General features: G+C 58.8%; 24 protein-coding genes and 2 tRNA genes. 25 read left to right on the top strand and 1 reads right to left on the bottom strand.

Annotated features, from left to right (window positions below):
- Positions 1 to 382 precede the first annotated feature (382 nt).
- From ACZ9DP_RS33200 to ACZ9DP_RS33320, 25 genes are all read left to right on the top strand, one after another.
- Positions 383 to 598, top strand: a complete 216-nt coding sequence (locus ACZ9DP_RS33200; protein WP_476204859.1) for a hypothetical protein — start codon at positions 383 to 385, stop codon at positions 596 to 598.
- Positions 599 to 628: 30 nt separating this feature from the next.
- Entirely contained in the window at positions 629 to 868 is a 240-nt protein-coding gene (locus ACZ9DP_RS33205) for a hypothetical protein (RefSeq protein WP_476204860.1), read from the top strand.
- Positions 852 to 1,676, top strand: coding sequence for a DUF7146 domain-containing protein (locus ACZ9DP_RS33210; RefSeq protein WP_476204861.1), 825 nt, complete (start codon positions 852 to 854; stop codon positions 1,674 to 1,676). The genes ACZ9DP_RS33205 and ACZ9DP_RS33210 overlap by 17 nt, the downstream gene beginning before the upstream one ends.
- Entirely contained in the window at positions 1,676 to 2,902 is a 1,227-nt protein-coding gene (locus ACZ9DP_RS33215) for an AAA family ATPase (protein WP_476204862.1), read from the top strand. Before ACZ9DP_RS33210 ends, ACZ9DP_RS33215 begins: the two co-directional genes overlap by 1 nt.
- A 31-nt stretch (positions 2,903 to 2,933) precedes the next feature.
- On the top strand, positions 2,934 to 3,425 hold the full coding sequence (locus ACZ9DP_RS33220) for a hypothetical protein (protein ID WP_476204863.1): 492 nt from the start codon (positions 2,934 to 2,936) through the stop codon (positions 3,423 to 3,425).
- Between the two features lie 53 nt (positions 3,426 to 3,478).
- Entirely contained in the window at positions 3,479 to 3,694 is a 216-nt protein-coding gene (locus ACZ9DP_RS33225; RefSeq protein ID WP_476204864.1) for a hypothetical protein, read from the top strand.
- Positions 3,695 to 3,835: 141 nt separating this feature from the next.
- Complete coding sequence (locus ACZ9DP_RS33230) at positions 3,836 to 4,672, top strand: hypothetical protein (protein WP_476204865.1); 837 nt, start codon at positions 3,836 to 3,838, stop codon at positions 4,670 to 4,672.
- A 465-nt stretch (positions 4,673 to 5,137) separates the two neighbouring features.
- Positions 5,138 to 5,626, top strand: a complete 489-nt coding sequence (locus ACZ9DP_RS33235; RefSeq protein WP_476204866.1) for a hypothetical protein — start codon at positions 5,138 to 5,140, stop codon at positions 5,624 to 5,626.
- Positions 5,626 to 6,861, top strand: coding sequence for a phage portal protein (locus tag ACZ9DP_RS33240; protein WP_476204868.1), 1,236 nt, complete (start codon positions 5,626 to 5,628; stop codon positions 6,859 to 6,861). Before ACZ9DP_RS33235 ends, ACZ9DP_RS33240 begins: the two co-directional genes overlap by 1 nt.
- Positions 6,858 to 7,400 carry an HK97 family phage prohead protease gene (locus tag ACZ9DP_RS33245; RefSeq protein ID WP_476204869.1) on the top strand — a complete coding sequence of 181 codons (543 nt, stop codon included), beginning with the start codon at positions 6,858 to 6,860 and terminating at the stop codon, positions 7,398 to 7,400. Before ACZ9DP_RS33240 ends, ACZ9DP_RS33245 begins: the two co-directional genes overlap by 4 nt.
- A gap of 2 nt (positions 7,401 to 7,402) precedes the next feature.
- Positions 7,403 to 8,545, top strand: coding sequence for a phage major capsid protein (locus ACZ9DP_RS33250; RefSeq protein ID WP_476204870.1), 1,143 nt, complete (start codon positions 7,403 to 7,405; stop codon positions 8,543 to 8,545).
- A 75-nt stretch (positions 8,546 to 8,620) separates the two neighbouring features.
- Entirely contained in the window at positions 8,621 to 9,001 is a 381-nt protein-coding gene (locus ACZ9DP_RS33255) for a hypothetical protein (RefSeq protein ID WP_476204871.1), read from the top strand.
- Positions 9,001 to 9,345 carry an HNH endonuclease gene (locus ACZ9DP_RS33260; RefSeq protein ID WP_476204872.1) on the top strand — a complete coding sequence of 115 codons (345 nt, stop codon included), beginning with the start codon at positions 9,001 to 9,003 and terminating at the stop codon, positions 9,343 to 9,345. Before ACZ9DP_RS33255 ends, ACZ9DP_RS33260 begins: the two co-directional genes overlap by 1 nt.
- Positions 9,342 to 9,641, top strand: a complete 300-nt coding sequence (locus ACZ9DP_RS33265) for a hypothetical protein (protein WP_476204873.1) — start codon at positions 9,342 to 9,344, stop codon at positions 9,639 to 9,641. Before ACZ9DP_RS33260 ends, ACZ9DP_RS33265 begins: the two co-directional genes overlap by 4 nt.
- 79 nt (positions 9,642 to 9,720) lie before the next feature.
- Positions 9,721 to 10,008, top strand: coding sequence for a head-tail connector protein (locus ACZ9DP_RS33270; protein WP_476204874.1), 288 nt, complete (start codon positions 9,721 to 9,723; stop codon positions 10,006 to 10,008).
- Between the two features lies 1 nt (position 10,009).
- The gene (locus ACZ9DP_RS33275; protein ID WP_476204875.1) at positions 10,010 to 10,366 is read left to right on the top strand and encodes a phage head closure protein; all 357 of its coding nucleotides are present in this window, start codon (positions 10,010 to 10,012) and stop codon (positions 10,364 to 10,366) included.
- Positions 10,367 to 10,414: 48 nt separating this feature from the next.
- Positions 10,415 to 10,783: a hypothetical protein gene (locus ACZ9DP_RS33280; RefSeq protein WP_476204876.1), complete on the top strand. Its 369-nt coding sequence runs from the start codon at positions 10,415 to 10,417 to the stop codon at positions 10,781 to 10,783.
- Positions 10,780 to 11,187 carry a phage terminase small subunit P27 family gene (locus tag ACZ9DP_RS33285; RefSeq protein ID WP_476204877.1) on the top strand — a complete coding sequence of 136 codons (408 nt, stop codon included), beginning with the start codon at positions 10,780 to 10,782 and terminating at the stop codon, positions 11,185 to 11,187. Before ACZ9DP_RS33280 ends, ACZ9DP_RS33285 begins: the two co-directional genes overlap by 4 nt.
- Positions 11,168 to 12,820, top strand: coding sequence for a terminase large subunit (locus ACZ9DP_RS33290; RefSeq protein ID WP_476205518.1), 1,653 nt, complete (start codon positions 11,168 to 11,170; stop codon positions 12,818 to 12,820). Before ACZ9DP_RS33285 ends, ACZ9DP_RS33290 begins: the two co-directional genes overlap by 20 nt.
- Before the next feature lie 33 nt (positions 12,821 to 12,853).
- The gene (locus ACZ9DP_RS33295) at positions 12,854 to 13,132 is read left to right on the top strand and encodes a hypothetical protein (protein ID WP_476204879.1); all 279 of its coding nucleotides are present in this window, start codon (positions 12,854 to 12,856) and stop codon (positions 13,130 to 13,132) included.
- A gap of 430 nt (positions 13,133 to 13,562) precedes the next feature.
- On the top strand, positions 13,563 to 14,432 hold the full coding sequence (locus ACZ9DP_RS33300; protein WP_476204881.1) for a hypothetical protein: 870 nt from the start codon (positions 13,563 to 13,565) through the stop codon (positions 14,430 to 14,432).
- A 6-nt stretch (positions 14,433 to 14,438) separates the two neighbouring features.
- Positions 14,439 to 14,515 (top strand) — tRNA-Arg (locus ACZ9DP_RS33305).
- Between the two features lie 353 nt (positions 14,516 to 14,868).
- On the top strand, positions 14,869 to 15,156 hold the full coding sequence (locus tag ACZ9DP_RS33310) for a hypothetical protein (RefSeq protein ID WP_476204882.1): 288 nt from the start codon (positions 14,869 to 14,871) through the stop codon (positions 15,154 to 15,156).
- Between the two features lie 263 nt (positions 15,157 to 15,419).
- Complete coding sequence (locus ACZ9DP_RS33315; RefSeq protein WP_476204883.1) at positions 15,420 to 15,980, top strand: hypothetical protein; 561 nt, start codon at positions 15,420 to 15,422, stop codon at positions 15,978 to 15,980.
- Positions 15,981 to 16,220: 240 nt separating this feature from the next.
- Positions 16,221 to 17,291, top strand: a complete 1,071-nt coding sequence (locus ACZ9DP_RS33320) for a tyrosine-type recombinase/integrase (RefSeq protein ID WP_476204884.1) — start codon at positions 16,221 to 16,223, stop codon at positions 17,289 to 17,291.
- On the opposite strand, the gene ACZ9DP_RS33325 is transcribed toward ACZ9DP_RS33320, so the two are convergent.
- Positions 17,292 to 17,368 (bottom strand) — tRNA-Arg (locus ACZ9DP_RS33325).
- Positions 17,369 to 17,487: the final 119 nt, after the last annotated feature.

The raw sequence follows: 17,487 nt of genomic DNA on the forward strand, positions 1-17,487 counted from the left end.
GGGCGCTCGCGGGGCCGGACTATGGACACACGTCACATGAACGAATCTGTAATATAGGCACGCTCTTGCATGGCATTACAGGGTGGGAAAAATGATCCCTGAAGCAACGGAGCATCCGCTTGCCCCCGCCTCACCGTAGCAATCGCAGCGCTCTACAAGCATCCGGTAAATTATTGCTTTTCTTGGGAAAAATGGCGCACCCGAAGAGATTCGAACTCCTGACCCCCAGATTCGTAGTCTGTACGGTTTCGTTGTTCTAGGCTCGTTTTTCTGCAAAACGTCCCACTTTGTCAACACCACATATCAACAGGTTACGACCCCATCCGCAAAACGGATTTGGGGTGTTTCCGCACGTCTATGACCCAATAGGAAGGGAAGATGCATGGCAAGGACCAAAGCCACACATGATACCTCGATCAAGATTTTCTACGGATCGGGATGGGAGGGCCTTCAACGGCTAGAAGAGCAAGTGAACGACTGGCTAGACGATCAGGGCAAAGAAGTCATCTCCATGACCCCGGCCATGTGCTCGGTAGGCGATCCGAACGAGCTATACCAAGGTCTCTCTATCACGGTCTGGTATCGCGACACGCGTTGAGGCGAAGGCATCAAATCAATTGGAGACATCATGAGAATTCTATCCATTCGACCGGCGCCACCGGGCGGAAAGTACATCGCTCGGTTCGATGCTGAATTGCCGCTCGGCATCAAAGCCTACGACCTGAAGATGGTCAGAGGATCAACCGGCATACGTGTCTACGGACCTCAGTTCGCAGGCGGTGCCGCCATCACATTTCCGCCGGCTGTCGCCGACGAACTCGCAACACTGGCCATGGAGGCAGTCGCCCCTTATGCAGATCGACATTAAACAAGCCGCCATCCTGCTCGGCGGTGAAGTTCTTCGCGGCAGCAGGAACCGTGTCTCATGCCCTGGCCCCGGCCACAGCAAGCGCGACCGATCGCTTTCCGTCACCTTCAATGCAGACGGGACATTCACGACAAACAGCTTTGCCGAAGACGACTTCCGAGATTGCCGAGACCACGTTAAGGCCAGGCTCGGCATTAGTGACGCACGGCCAGCGGTTCAAGTTACCCCCCTGCCTGACTTCTCCGATATGATCGACGTGCAGCGCCGTATCAATGACGCCCGCCGCATCTGGGAATCGACCGTGCCGCTCAAAGGCACGCTTGCCGAAGTCTACCTCGAGTCGCGTGGCCTGTCCTACGACGGCGAAGCGCTCGCATTTAGACCTACCTGCCGTTCCATGGTTGCGCTCATGACCGATGCGCTGACAGGGGAACCGTGCGGCGTGCACCGGACCTTTCTGGACGCTGAGGGCCGGAAGATTGACAAGAAGATGCGTGGGCGCGCCAAGGGCGCCGTCGTGCGCCTTTATGAGCTTGAGGCCCCTTTCGGCCTTGGTATCGCCGAGGGCATCGAAACCGCCCTTGCTTCCGACTTTCGCCCGATCTGGGCAGGACTGACCGCCGGTGGTCTTGCCGGCCTTCCCGTATTGCCTCACGTCGAAGCCCTGACCGTCTTCGCGGATCATGACCGCGCAGGCATCCAAGCGGCCAATGTCGTCGGAGAACGATGGCATGCTGCTGGCCGTGAAGTCACACTCACTGCCCCGGCGGAACAGGGAAAAGACTTCGCAGATAGGGAGGCCGCTTAATGGCACCATTGCCGAAACTGGCAGTACGCAACGATCCGGCTGAGCCGTTTAAGAAGCTCGAACCGGCAAATGACAACAATGCTTCTCGACCGATAGCCGCAACTCCATGGAAGCTTCCTGACCCGAGATCGATACCGCCGCGCCAGTGGTTGTACGGTCAGCACTATATCCGCAAGTTCGTCTCGGTGACGATTTCACCGGGGGGCGTGGGCAAGACCAGTCTCGGGATGGGGGAAGCGCTCTGCATGGCAACAGGCCGCGAACTTTTCGGGATGAAGGTCTTTCACCGGTCAAGGGTTTGGCTTTGGAATGGTGAAGATCCGCAGGAAGAGCTAGACCGCCGTCTAGCTGCCGCTTGCATTCATCACGGTATAACCGGACATGAGATCGAAGGTATGCTTTTCGTAAATAGCGGTCGCACTATGCCGCTAATCACCGCGAAGCAGACTAAAGACGGCGCACAGATAGCGGTTCCCGTTGTCGACGCTCTTGTCGAAGAGATCAGGTCGAAAGGTATCGACGTGATGATTGTCGACCCTTTCGTGTCATCGCATGCGGTCTCGGAAAATGACAACATGGCGATGGATGCCGTGGTGAAGCAGACATGGGCGACGATCGCCGACCGAACGAACTGCTCTATCGATCTTGTGCATCATGCAAAGAAGGTTGGCGGGCAGGAAGTCACGGCCGAAAGCGCTCGTGGTGCCGTGTCCCTGATCGGCGCAGCGCGCGCAGCTCGCGTGTTGAATCCGATGACGGCGGATGAAGCGGGCAAGGCGAGCGTTGATAACCGGCGCCTTCACTTCCGCGAGACGGACGCCAAGTCAAACCTTGCCCCGCCATCCGACAAATCGACGTGGTATCGGATGGTCGGTCATGACCTGGGCAACGCCACGAACGACATGCCCTCAGACAACGTCGGCGTCGCCACGCTTTGGCGGTGGCCTAATGCAACCGAGGGGCTTCAGGTCTCCGACTTGCTGGCCGTGCAGCGGGTGGTTCATGTCGGTTACTACAAAGAGAACGTCCAGGCCGACAACTGGGTTGGCAAGGCCGTGGCGGAAGCTCTTGGCCTCGACGTGACCGACGAGAAGGCCAAGGCACGGATCAAGGAACTGTTGAAGATCTGGGTAAAGTCCGGCGCCCTGAAGAAGGTCGATAAGGAAGACGGCAACAGGAAAATGAAGCCTCACATCGTCGTCGGCGAGTGGGCTCACGACACCTGATCTGCGTCACCTTGCGCCACCTTGCGCCACCTTGCGTCACCTCAAAATCGCAAGGCGGCAAGTTGTTGAAATCATTGCTTTTGCGTCACTGCGTCACTTGCGTCACCCCCTTTATAAGGGTGACGCAGGTGTCGTGTGCAGCATGATAGGTGAAGTGACGCAGAATATCGAACACGAGAAAGATATCATGCAGAAGGAACCCAAACCGGGAACCCGGCCACACAGAAACATGCTGATCTGCATCGCGGTCGGCAAATACTACGACGCGCTGGACGGCTTCAAATATGCCGGCCTCGACCGAGATCCTCCGAACGATCGCCTGCGGAAGCGCGCGGAAGGCACAGAAGCGACCTTGCGCAAGACGGTCAAGGAGTTTGAGCGCCTATATGGCGAGCCGACGAAGCGGGAAGCCGTCACGCTTAGTATCTGGCGAGCCTGCCACCAGTCTCTCAACGTGCTTGACTTCGATCGGGCTTGGCAAGCTTCGCTGCGCAATAACCAAAACCATATCGGGCTCACCTGACAAAGATCAGGACACCCAACATCAACCAGAGGAGAGAAACGGAAAATGGAAATATGTTCGCACTACCTACCCCCTACATCGCAGAGCGCCAGACCTATACCAAGACAGCAACCGGCATGAAACCCTCATGGGAACGGTGCAAGGTGATCGGCATCGCCAAGGATGACGAGGGCGAGCTTCACTACATCGTCGAGGCATACAACGGCGGCACCAGCAGCCTTTCGATGGAGCTCGACGTGAGGCGCATCGAGCCTGGCAACCCGCTTTAACCGCAGCGCACATGCACATATCGCCTCGCAAGTCAATAACCATCTTGACAAATTTGTTAAAATGTTCTAAGGTGGGAATTGTACCTCGAAAATCAGCCATGCCGTCTCGACGGCGAATTCTCTCTATCCAAAGGTGACAGCTTGGAACACGCTAATGACGACGTGCCGGTTCTGGACCGGCGCGGCCTTTCTCTTTCGGCCGCAGATCAGCTTGACGCTCGCGATGGCGAATGGTCTCCACCTAAGACCCGCATTCGGGCGCCAGGCATAAAGGTATCCTTCCCCGGCGAAAATCCTCCCGCACCCATCACGGCAGACAGCACGCCGGAAGAGATCGACGCCTTCATCGCTCGCAGCAAATCCTGGTATTCGTCGAACCGCTTTGACGCCAGCCACGACAATGACAACCAAGACTGGCCGCTCGCCAAGCTCCTGAAGACGGAAGACGAACTCGACAAGCTCGTGCTCGCCATCCGGTATCGGCAGCTGCACAATGCAACATCGGCCGTCGTCGACCTCGTGGGCAAGGATATGGCCGATAACGTCTATCTCGTGCATAGATCGGAACTGGACGAAAGCACCGGCCGGCTAAAGTTCAAAGAAGTGAAACAGGTCACTGGCAAGAAGGCGAACGTCGAGACCTCAGCCAAACGCAAGGTGGTCACGTTCAAGGGCAAGGGACTGGCAAGCCCGGTCGCCAAGCCTTTCATGGGCGATGAGGCGATCAACCGGAAGATTGATGCCGAAGCCGAACTGGCATGGTTGCGGTCCCGGCTCGGTCTGATTTGCCGCGCCTTTGAGGCGGCCGTCATAGATGGTCACACCCTTCAGCAGATCGGCACTGACCATGGCGTCGGAAATCCGAAGGGAGCATCGGGCGCCGGTCGTGCGCTTGTCTTTCTCGGCTTCACCGAACTCGAGTCGTGCTGGCCGCAGGACAAGGCGCCGAAAAAGCCCGTGGAAGCGGTCGCCGCCTAGCCGGTACCCATTCTCCCGCACGGGCGGTTATAAACGGAAGAGAATTCGAGGGTCGCGCAAGCGGCCCTTTTTCATTGTCAGATCGCTGTCACCGATCTGACCGATAGGCGCGCTCACCGAGTTGCACCTATCGCCAATTCGCGCGCGCCGGTCTCCTCCCGGTCAAGCATGGCCGATATGGCTTTTGTCAGCGCGCGACCCATTGGGCGGCGACCACGGATGTACTGGCGCCGCAGCAATCCCGGCAGTCCTATGCCGGTCGATCGAGCCCGACCCGAAACCAGCGTCCTTACTGTGCAGCGGGTCGGGCTGCCGTTTTTTGGCTTACGAGCCCGTTGAACATTCACACAAATAGAAAGGGGGTGTCCCATGCACCTATCCGATGCGGTCAGCATTCTTGCTGATACCACCGGCGCCTCACATGGCCGGTTTGAAACAGTAGCTAGACGCCTCCAAGAGGCGGGCATGCTGCCAAAGAGCGAGGGCGGTTCCAACCGGCCTACGATCAAAATCGAGCACGCCATCATGATCCTTCTCGGCCATCTGTCCGGAGCTTCATACGGCGATGTATCTGCCACGGTCGCGCGCCTGGTCGCATATCAGAACGAGAGCGAGCACGGCGAAGGTGATGCACTGAAGTTCATCACCCGCATGTTGAGCGCACTTGTCGAACTCGATACCGGCCTGAAGGGCAAATTCGCCTATCACAGCGCGATCAGCGTTGTTTCCGGCGACCGTCCTGCCATCGTCATTCGGGTTTCCACCAATGATGATGACCCGCTCGAACTGGCATTCACGCCAGGCGGCGAACAGTGGCAGCCGCACCTTTGCGGCGATATCGTCGAGACCCGCACTTTGCCCGGCCGTGTCCTGTTTCGCATCTCGCATGCGATCCGGTCGCTACTGCCCCCGGCGCTCGAACGTCGAACCTTTCCATTCGAGGTAGCAGCCTAATGGGATGGTTTTCAAGAAAGAGCGCCGACGCTGAAATCATCCCGATCGAAGCGAAGGCAGAACTGACCGACCCCGCGTCGGAAAGCTGGGAGAATCTGACTGCCCCCTTCGGCATCACGGCGAATGGCGTTGCGGTCAATGCCGAAAGCGCCATGCGCGTTCCGGCCGTAAACTGCGCAGTCCGCACGATTGCCGAGACCGTCGCGACCCTGCCGGCGAAGGTGTTCAAAAGCGACGGCGACAGCAAGGAACCGGATGAAGAGCACGACGCCTATGTGCTCGTGCACGACGACGCCAACGATTGGATGTCTGCCGGCAAGGTTCGCGAGGTCATCACGATCGACGCCATCATGTGGGGCGACGGCTTCGGCTACGTGAACAAGGTTGGCGGCAAGCCGAAAGAGATCATCCATATTCCGCGGTCGAACATCTCGGTTGAGTGGACGGACCTGGGCGAGCCGAAATACAAGATTGGCGAAGAACCAAAGCGGGCGGATGAGATCATTCATCTGCAAGCGCCATCCGTCGACGGTAAGCGCGGTCTTGGCCTGATCCGATCTGGCCGTGAGGCCATTTCTCTTGCCATCCTGCTTGAACGGACGGCCGCGAACCTCATGCGCAACAACAGCAGACCGGGCGGCATCCTGTCCTTTAAGGGCATGCTGAAGCCGGATGCTTTGAAGCGCGCTGGCGATGCATGGCGCAAGGCGCACGGCGGTTCGAACTCGGGTGGCGTTGCCCCGCTCGACAACGAAGGCAAGTACACGCCTATCGCCTTCACGTCGGTCGAAAGCCAGCACAACGAACAGCGGATCTTCGCAATCGGGGAAATCGCCCGGTTGACGCGCGTCCCTATCACCATGCTGCAGGAGCTTTCCAAGGGCACGATGGCGAACACGGAACAGCAGAATCTGCAGTTCCTGCAACTGTGCTTGCTCCCATGGCTTCGGGCATGGATTGACGCATACCGCCGCTGCCTGATCGCCAAGGACGACCGCAAGACGCACTCGGTCGACTTCATCGTCGACGATCTGCTTCGCGGTGATAGCGCGGCCCGTGCGACGGCATACCAGCAGTATCGATCTGCCGGCGTCATGACCGCCAACGACGTGCGCCGCCGCGAAAACCTTCCGGCTCTTCCGGACGGCAACACCCTGTCATCGCCATTCACCACGGCGGGCGCCCCAGCACCGGCCAATGACAACAACAAACCACCAAAGGAGGCCGTTGCGTGAGCACCGTCACCTATGAAACCGGCGTGCAGATCGCCCTCGATACGAAGGCCATCGCGGAAGATGGATCGTTCGAAGGCTATGCCAGTCGGTTCGGAGAAGTCGACCTTGGCCGCGATGCGGTGCAGATCGGCGCCTTCACGAAAAGTCTTGGAGCGCGACCGGCTGGCCGCGTCAAGATGCTCCGCGAACACAACCGATCGGAGCCCGTCGGCATCTGGACGGACATCGCCGAGGACGGAACCGGCTTGCGCGTCAAGGGCAAGTTGATCCTGGACACGGTGAAGGGTCGCGAGACCTATGCGCTCATGAAGGCTGGCGCCCTCGACACGTTGTCGATCGGCTACCGCACCAAGGCGTCACGTCTGGATAAGACGAAGGGTGTTCGGCTTCTCGATGAAGTCGAGCTCCACGAAATCAGCATTGTCACCTTCGGCATGCTGCCCACGGCGAACGTCACCGCCGTCAAATCCAATACCCCCGATACCCTGCGCGCCATCGCCGACGTTTTGAACGCGGCCCGCGCATCTATGAAAGGTTGAATATGTCCAATCTCGCACATTCCTTCGAAGCCGCTCTCGAAACCAAGTCTGAGGGCGATGTCGACCCGGCCGTCGAGGTCAAGACCGCGCTCGACGCCCTGACCACGGAAGTGAAGGCCAAGGCCGAAGCAGACAAGAAGCTCGGCGAACGCATCGACCAGATCGAGCAGAAGCTGAACCGCCCGAACATCAACAAGGGCGCAAAGGATGACAAGGAGCCGACGGACGAACAGAAGTCCTTCGAGTCCTATCTGCGCAGCGGCGACAAGGCCGGCCCGGAGGAACTGAAGACCCTCACGGTTTCAAGCGATCCGCAGGGCGGATACCTCGCACCGGCCGAAATGTCGACCGAGTTCGTTCGCAACCTGGTGCAGTTCTCCCCGATCCGCGCCTACGCCAGCGTTCGTTCCACCGGCTCGCCTTCGGTCATCTATCCGGCCCGCAACTCGGTCACCGCCGCCAAATGGAAGGGCGAAACCCAGCCGCAGGAAGCTTCGGAGCCGACCTTCGGCCAGGCCGAAATCCCGGTCAACGAATTGACGACCTACGTCGACATTTCCAACCAGCTGCTTGCCGACTCGGCCGGCTCGGCTGAGCAGGAAGTTCGCCTGGCGCTTGCCGAAGACTTCGGCCAGAAGGAAGCATCTGCTTTCCTCACGGGCACGGGCAGCAATCAGCCGAAGGGCCTGTTTGTCGATCCGGCAATCACGCCTTACGCCGCTGGTGCCGCTTCCGCGATCAGCTTCGAGGACTTCATCAACATCTACTACGATCTGCCGGCGGCCTACCGCGCGAACGGCACGTGGGGGATGAACAGCAAGACCCTGGCAGCGGCTCGCAAGCTGAAGGACACTTCCGGCCAGTTTCTGTGGCAGCAGTCTGTCGCGCTCGGCCAGCCCGAAACGATCCTTGGCCGTCCGGTCATCGAACTGATCGAGGCCGACGACATTGGCGCGAACAAGAGCCCGGTCATCTTCGGTGACTTCACCGGCTATCGCATCGTGGACCGCGTGAGCATGTCCATCCTCGTGAACCCGTACATTCGTGCGACCGATGGCGTGACCCGCTTCCACGCGACCCGCCGCGTTGGTGGCGCCGTGCTTCAGGCTACCAAGTTCCGCAAGCTCAAGAACCCGGCTTCCTAAGCTTTTGGTCTCTGACTGATCCTCACTACACGGGCGGCCTTCGGGTCGCCCTTTCTCTTTTCGGAAGGAATTCTCATGCGTTCTATCGCAGCAAATATCGGCGCCAAGACCTCTATCGATCCCGCCGTGCAGGCCGCCAGCGTTAACGGCACTGGCATTGACACCCTTGGCTTTAACAGCCTGGCCTTCATCGTGCAGACCGGCGCCATTGTCGGTTCCGGCGTGTTCGGCGTCTCACTCGAAGACTCCGATGATAACGCCACCTTCGCAGCCGTCGCTGCCGATCAGGTCAAGTCCAATGCGCCTACCGCCCTTGCGGCCAGTTCCACCTACAAGGTCGGATACCACGGCTTCAAACGCTATGTGCGCCCGGTCCTGACCAAGGCGTCTGGCACGTCCATCGCTGCCGGTGTCGCTGCCGTGCTCGGTCACGCTGCGCAGAAGCCGGTGGCCTAATGCCTAAGAAGACCCCGCGCATCTGCACGTGCGGTCGCGTGGTCCCGGCTGGGCAGCGGTGCGTATGCGCCGTTGCCCGCAAGGCTGCATCCGATGCAGATCGGCCTACCGCTTCACAGCGTGGGTATGATGCAGACTGGCGAGCAGCAAGAGCCAAGCACCTCGCACACTTCCCGACATGCGTTGAGTGCGGCGATCCTGCTACCCTAGTGGATCACATAGAGACCATACGCAAGGCACCGCATCGAAGGCTCGACCCTACGAACTTCGCATCGATGTGCGCCACGTGTCACGGCAAGAAGACGGCACGCTTCGATGGATCTTTCGGAAGGGCGAAGCGATGATCAGGATTGAGGGCTTCAGGCCCCATTACTATGTCTCTGCCGACACAGTGCAGGTTGCCAAGTTCGACGTGTTCGTCGGCGATATCAGGTTCATTGATGCCAGTCTGCGCTACTTCCATCGTGACGGCATGCGGTTCTACCTGAGCCTGCCAGGCAACAAGGCAGGCGTGAGGATGGATGAGCAGTCGCGCACGCGCAAAGCCATCCTGCGGGCAGCTATGGCCAGATACCGCGCATATCAAGATGCCATCCCCCTCGAAGGGGCGGGAGGGGTCGAGATCCCGGCCGACGGCTAGGAACCGTCGGTCCCGCATTCTTCCAGTTATTTCCGAATTGGGACATTCCCTAAATTGATAGATCGAAAGGATCGCATCAATGAGTTTGATAACTCTTGAGCAGTTCAAGGAACATGCTCGCATCGATGGCGATGATGAAGACGAAGCCGTGCAAGTCAAGGTCGACGCGGCAAATAAATACGTCTTGTCATTCCTCGCCGACCCTCTGCCGGATGATTGGGAAAATCCCGATGATCTGGTTCAGGCGACCTTGATGGTGGCAACGCACTGGTGGGAACACCGCGAAACCACGTTCGCCGGCACGCTAAACGATATCCCGATCAGCGCTTCCGAGGTCATTTCCAGCTACCGCGAATGGGTGTTTTGAGATGGCGTCGACGACAGCAGCAACACCCGGCGAACTGCGCAGCAAGATCGGCCTTCAGTTCAGGACCATGGTTGATGATGGGTATGGAAACGAACAGGCAGGGCCGTGGGAAACCCAGGCCAGCGTCTGGGCAAAGTTCCATTACCTTCGAGGCGGTGAAGAGGTCTTTGCCGGCCGTCTCGCTGGCAAGCAACCCGCCATCATCACCGTGCGTCAGAGCACCGCGACACGCTCGCTGACGACCTCGTGGCGCATCCTCACCAAGGATGGTGAGGCATGGAATATCCGCGCGATCAACGATCCGGATGACCGCCGCGCATGGCTTGAAATCCTCGCCGAGAAGGGCGTGGCAACCTAACCGCATACGCACCTTGTCGGCGATATGCCGGCCCGAAAGGAGATCACTATGACCGTAAAAATCACTGCCATGCGCACCGTCGAAGGCAAGCCGAACCGTGGCGGCAGCAAGATCATCGCGCACTTCGATTTCATCACCGACGACCTGGGCATGAAGGGCTGCGTTCTTTCCCTCAATCCGGAAGGAAGGCACCGCGTCTGGACACCCATGATTGACGCGACCGTATCCCAAAGCGAGCGGAAGGCCATGCTTGTCGGCGTCTATTGGCGCAAGGAAGGCACGCTGCACGGCCAGGTTCTCGACGCTGCCGTGGCAATGTATCGCCAGTTTCACGGCGACAGCGACGATGGGAAGGACGACGACACGGGATTGCGGCGCCTGCTTCGGGCAGACGCTTGGGCGGAGAGCACCGCATGAGCCATCATACTCGCGGCCGGAAGGCCGACCCGAAACCTGTTTCAGATGCCATCACCAAGGCCCCGCCAGCGCCGAAAGATATGAGCGCCGAGGCGAAAGCTGAATGGCGCCGGGTTATGCCCGTGCTTGTCGATCGGCGCGCTTTGTCGCCCGCTGATATGGCAGCCGTCGAGCGGTATTGCGAGGCAACTGGCGACGTCAAGATCGCTCGCGCCAGGATCAAGCTAGATGGCGATTACGTCGAAAACCGTCTGGGCGAATTGAAGCGTCACCCGGCATTCACAACCCTTCGAGAATCCGCGGCAGAAGCCCGCCGATGGGCGGCCGAACTAGGCCTGACACCCGCAAGCCGAAGCCGCGTAGCGCAAGGAGATGCCGATGGCGATGATTCCCTCTTGGATTAATGACGGCTCGACGATCGACGATCCGTTCGGATATGGCGAGCGCGCCGTGACCTGGCTGCGCCGCCTGAAGCATCCGAAGAACCCGATGCCCGGTCACGCGTTCCAGCTCGACGAATGGCAGGAACGGGTGATCCGCAAGATATATGGTCCGCGTCACCTTGCCGATAGGTTCGACGATACCGGCCTTCCGATTGCCCGCGAGGGTGACAGGATCGTTCGCCGTGTCTGTCTGCTACTGCCTCGCGGTGCCCGGAAAACCTCATTGTGCGCAGCGCTCACCCTGCTTCAGACCCTTGGCCCTGAAGCGCTACCCGGTGACCTGGTGGTGTCGGCCGCTTCTGCTCACGAGCAGGCGATGGAGTTGTACGACGAGGCCAAGTTGCTTGTGGATTACGACCCGCGTCTGCGCAGGGAATTGAAGCCGCTGCCGAGCAAGTCACTGATCGCATGCAAGGCCAAATCCACTAAGTACAAGGCCCTCGCTGCCGACGGCGCCGTGCAGCACGGCAAGACTCCCCGTATGGTCATCGCGGATGAGCTTCACGTCTGGAAAGGCATTGCTGGCCGGGAACTGTGGAAAGCCCTCGACTCCGCACTGGTGAAGACGCCTAACACCCTAATGATCGTGGCATCCACCGCAGGACGCGGCCAGGACAACCTTGCGTGGGATTATGTCAGCTACGCCATGAAGGTGCAGAAGGGCGAGATCGACGACCCGGCCATGTTGCCGGTCATCTTCGCGGCCGAAGAGAAGGACGATTGGGAGGATCCGGAGCTATGGAAGCTGGTCAATCCCGGCATGAAATACGGCTATCCCGATCTGCCTGGCTTCATGGACAAGGCCGCGAAGGCGAAGCATTCGCCGTCTGATCTGGACACGTTCAAACAGTATAACCTCAATATCTGGGCCGACAAGTCGACCTCGCCTTTCGTCGATATGACCGTTTACGATGAAGGCGCCGGCGAAATCGATCTGGACGAGCTTCGCGGCCAGCCGTGCTGGCTCGGCGTCGACCTTAGCTCGAGCGGTGATTTGACCGTCGTCATTGCTGCCTGGCCGGATGACAACGGCGGTTATATCGTCGTGCCATGGTTCTTCTGCCCGAAAGACAATCTACGGGAACGGCAAGAGCTTTCAGACGCACCATATATCCGCTGGGCAGCCGACGGACTAATAACCGCGACCGAAGGCAACGTGATCGACTTCCGCGTCGTCGAGCAGCGCATTCGCGATCTGTGCGACGAGTTCGACGTGCAGGAAATCGCGTTCGATCCGGCTCTTGCCCGCGTCGTCTTGAACAATCTGCAGGACGATGGCTTGCCTGCCGTCGAGATGCGACAGGGCGCCCTCACGATGATGCCGGCCATTGCCGAGCTCGAACGATCTGTGGTCGGACGTAAGCTCAATCATGGCGGTCACCCGATCCTTCGCTTTTGCGTCGCGAACTGCGAAGTCGAAACGAACAGCTACGGCCACAAGGTCCGGCTAAAGAAGGGCAAGCGCTGGCTTTCTATCGATGGAGCGGTCGCGGCAGCAATGGCCGTTTTGCGCGCATCGTTGGGCGGTTCTGCCGGCACTGGCAGCGTGTACGATTCGGACGAATGGGAAGAGGCGATGGATGCTTTCGGGTGATACCGTTCACGAATCGCAATCAAGGAGACAGCAATGGCAGACGTGACAATTCGCATTTACTTCCGTGACAAGTCCGGCAATGTCGAGGACGGTTCGCATGATTGCAGCCTTTCCGAGTTCGCAGGCTTCCTTCCGGCCATCGGCGACACGATCGTCGATCCCGGTGTGTTGCAGGGACTAGATAGGCGGGAACCGGGCAATCGGGACGTTTGGAAGGTCGTCGACCGCATCTTCAACCCGCGCGATATGGCCGATTATGTCGTGCTTGTCGTGGAAGAGCGGAAGGGAACTGAGGCCGATACCTGGCTTTGAGGACGCAATGACATAGCGCGCGCCTGGCACCTGACAAGTTGCTTAAACAACACAGGCGCGCAAAAGCGCTTCCCCGAAGGGAAATTAACTTGTCGTTAACAGTGAATCGGATATGACTGGACCGTGGGCGTCAGAACCCGGACCGAGATAGGCAGACATGCGGTTGGCGCCGCCATGTTGCCGATGCGTGCGACCCTTGGCGGGGTCAATAACGCTTAAGTGCGACTTGGCGGTCGCGCTAACCCGACCCTTATAGGCCGGGGGAGTGCGCTATGTCCAGAGGGAAACCTTAAAATCGTACTGCCAGTCTCTCGGCTGGTTCTGAACCCCCGGCCGCCGGTCTGTCACCGGCTTTAGGAACGCCTCGCCGTCAGAAGCGCGATGTTCCCCCGCCGTCAGAAGCGGGTCCAGAACCGAGAGCCATAACGCCATGACCATTCATGCGAATGCCGACGCTATTGTCGCCGAACTTTCCGATTCCGAACTGCATACTGTAGTTGATGCGATCGTCCAGGACGTCGCATATGAAGTCGATCCGCGTCATGCCTATCTCGAATGGCTGGCGATGGAAGCGCGCCTTCTGCGCATCGAACTCTATGGCGACGAGTATTTCGCCAACCGCGAACTGACACCATGCAACACGTTTGCCCACTCATTCCATTTTCCGACCGGGCAGGACTGGCGCGGCAAGCCGCAGCCGTCGACCCGCGCTATCGCGGTCATGCAGATGGTCGGCGTGAAGTTCCCTGCGCATCCGCAGACGCTTTTCGAGGAGTTCGGGATGGTCTCGCGGATGATGGATAAGGTTGACCGCGACACGTGCGGCGACGATGGCCACCTCAGCCCGTTCTATGATGCTATCGAAGGCTTGCGCACCGAAGCGCAGCATATCGAAGCCGTGGACATGGCAGACGTGCTTTTCCGTATCGCGGGAGCCATGGCGCTGGTGTCGGAACTGAAGTCTGAACTGGACGAAGAAGACGATCCGCTCCGACCCACGACTGACTATTGCTACAACCTCTTGCGCCGCGCATTCGACGGCCTTGAGACGCTGACCGGCATCGACCGGGAAGACGTTCGGCTGAACTTCTATGTTCCCCGCCCTCGCGGTGTTGCAAACCCCAGAACGGGCATGGTCATCACCTTCGATCATCGCAAGGAGATCGTCGTGGGCGCGTTTGTTGAGGACTTCAATGGCTACGAGCTTTTCGAAGACGGAAAGCGCATCGCCATCATGTCCGTTCCGAACTTCGCCTATGCGTGGCCGGTGAGGCATCCCAAGACGGTTGTCGCAGCCTAACCTATTGGCCCGTTAGCTCAGTTGGATAGAGCAGCGAACTTCTAATTCGCAGGTCCATGGTTCGAATCCATGACGGGTCACCAATTTCCCCCGGCCTCACCAGCCGATGGCTTGCGCCACCACGCTCAAGGGCGCCCGAGAGGGAGCGCAGCCGGATCGTTAGCGCCAAAAGCGCGGCGATCGAAATCAAAGCTGTCGCCCAACGTGGCGGTAGTCTTGACCGTACGCTGAAGATGGAATAAAACGAGAACATAGGCCAAGTCCTATATCGCCTTCGGGCCATGTCTCGCTTTGCTCGCAACCCATAGCGCGAGACTCTTCAACGCAACGAATGACCCTGCTGCATTGCAGGGATTGGAAACCCGCGCACTCATGCCGAGTCCGCGGATCATCAATGACGCGCGTCTGCGTGGCCGCGTCCGTAGATGAGAATGATATGACCAAGATCAACGAACTTCTGCTTGAAGTGCAGCATGTGAAGGCTTTCCTTTCGAGCGCCGAAGCCGCGCTGCAATCCCCGCATGGGGAAGACGCGACCAAGGCGAATGCAGCATCAGTTGGTATCGAAGAGGCCCACGCCGGATTCGGAAACTTGCTGAAGCTGCTTGCGGAATGCAGGGGCGAGACGAAACTGGCGCCTGGCATCGAAGATATTCGGCAGGCTGGTTTGCGCCGCCACGCGGAAGACCAGGCGCGATCGGCTGCCGGCAAGACTGTGAACTAGCACGATCCGATTAGCGCGCGGGCGTCAAGCTCGCGCGTCTCGGTTGCGCTTCACATCTTGACAAATTTGTCAACATGATATATGGCGAGCGTCCACCTTAAATCCTGCCGCGATTCCATTTCGGATAGCAGGCGCCGGTTCTGCCGGTGGTGCGTAGCCCTAGAGAAGTCAACCCATGAACAACGCATCTTCACCTCGCGGGATATCCGCGTCGGCATTCTTGCGTCGTCCAGTTGGCCGGCGCGCATCATCGAGGAGAACACATGAAACCTGTCGAGCACGTATACCATTTCACTGACAGCGCGCACCTTCCATGGATTTTGGGATCTGGACAGCTGAAGCCGGGCCTATCCAAGGTTGGAGACTTTCCGAATGATTTTCTCTGGGCAACAGAGAATCAGGCGGGCGAGAAGACGGCCACAGGTGCATATCAATCATTCTATCGCACCGGCGCCACTTTCCTTGTGAGGATCAAGCTAAGCGCTTCGCTTTTCTTCCCGTGGGCCGAAGCTCCAACCCGGTTCCCTGTATGGAACGACTTTCACGTAAGGCGCCTCGAAGAAGCGGCAAAGCGCGTAGGGTCCGATCCTAAACGATGGTGGTGCAGCGATGCCCCGGTCAGCGTGAATGACTTCCTTTCAATCGAGGCTCGCACCTATTCCGACAATCGGTGGCGCATGGTCGAAATCGACTTATTGAAGCACGTCGACGCCAGCGGCGCATGGCTTGGCATTCCGTTCTCGGGCAAGCACTATTATTCCAGCCGCATCGAAGATGCTGCCGGACGCGTCGGTTACGTGACCGGCTTCGGGATTGCTGCCTGATGGCTTCCCCATCCAATGAAGGCTTCCCGCTTGTGCTTTCGCGCATGCAGGCGGCCGCCCTTTGCCACCTCAGCCCCTCCGGCTTCGATTCATGGGTTCGGAAGGGTATTGTCCCATCCGCCATCCCTGGAACGCGTCGGTGGAGCCGTGTGGCCATAGAGCGAGCGATAGCAGGTGACCGCTCGACTCCGGTACCTGCCAACGATAACGAATCGCCCTTCGAGAAATGGAAGCGGGAGAATGCGAACAAGACTTAAGGGCATCAATACGGTCAAACGAACGCTCGCCGACGGGACCGTCGCCACATACTACTATCACCGCGCAACCGGGTTTCGTCTGACTGGCGAGCCCGGTTCAACTGCGTTCATGGCATCCATCGCCGAAGCCGAAACGAAATCGAAGAACCGCCATGAAGGAACACTGTCCGGATTGATCAGGGACTTCGACGGCACGAAGCAATGGCGACGGCTGGCAGAGAGCACCAAGAAGGAATATCGGCGCGTCCTGACATTTTGGGATGGCAAGTACGGGACCGTTCCCTATGCCGCCCTCGAAGACAAACAGTTCCGTCGCGACGTGCTGAAGTGGCATGACGAGTTTTCCGAGGAGAAGCCCCGCGAGGCTGATAACCGGGTGACGATCCTCGCCCGCGTTCTCTCATGGGCCACGAAGGACGGACCCTTGAACCGGAACGTCATGGATGGCTTCGAGCGCGCCTATGACGGCGACAGGTCCGAACTGATCTGGCTGCCGGAACACGTCGACGCCTTTATGGAGAAGGCGAACGAGGAAATGAAGCTTGCGATTGTCCTGGCCCTTCACACCGGCCAGCGTCAAGGCGACCTGCTAAAACTGGCATGGTCGAACTATGACGGTACCCATATTAAGCTCCGGCAGGGTAAGACTAAGCGATATGTCGCGGTGAAGTGCACCAAGGCGCTGAAAGAGACGCTGGACGGCCTGACACGCGCGTCTGCACTGATCATGACCACAAAGACCGGCAAGGCGTTCAAGAAGCGCTATTTCGCCGAGCTATGGGAAAAGACGTGCACCGATGCGGGAATCACCGATCTGCACTTCCACGACATTCGCGGAACGACCGTGACCATGCTGTTTCAGGCAGGATGCAATCTCGGCGAAATCGTCTCGGTCACCGGCCATTCGCTTCGCCGCGCTCAAGAGATTCTGGATAAGTATCTCGCCCGCACAAGCACGATGGCTGACAATGCAATAGCGAAATTGGAGAACGTCTTGGAAACGGATTTTGCAAAACGGCCTGCAAAACGCGAGGCTTCAAATGAAGCTAAGTGATGGCGCACCCGAAGAGATTCGAACTCCTGACCCCCAGATTCGTAGTCTGGTGCTCTATCCAGCTGAGCTACGGGTGCGTGCCAAAAGCGGGCGATGCCGCTTGCGTGGGCGATCCTCTAAAGCGTCCTTTGGGCGAATGCAATAGCAATTCGAAAAAAATCACGACTTTGGTTGCAGATGGCTGAGTTGCGGAATT

Source organism: Rhizobium sp. USDA 4016, assembly GCF_056279705.1.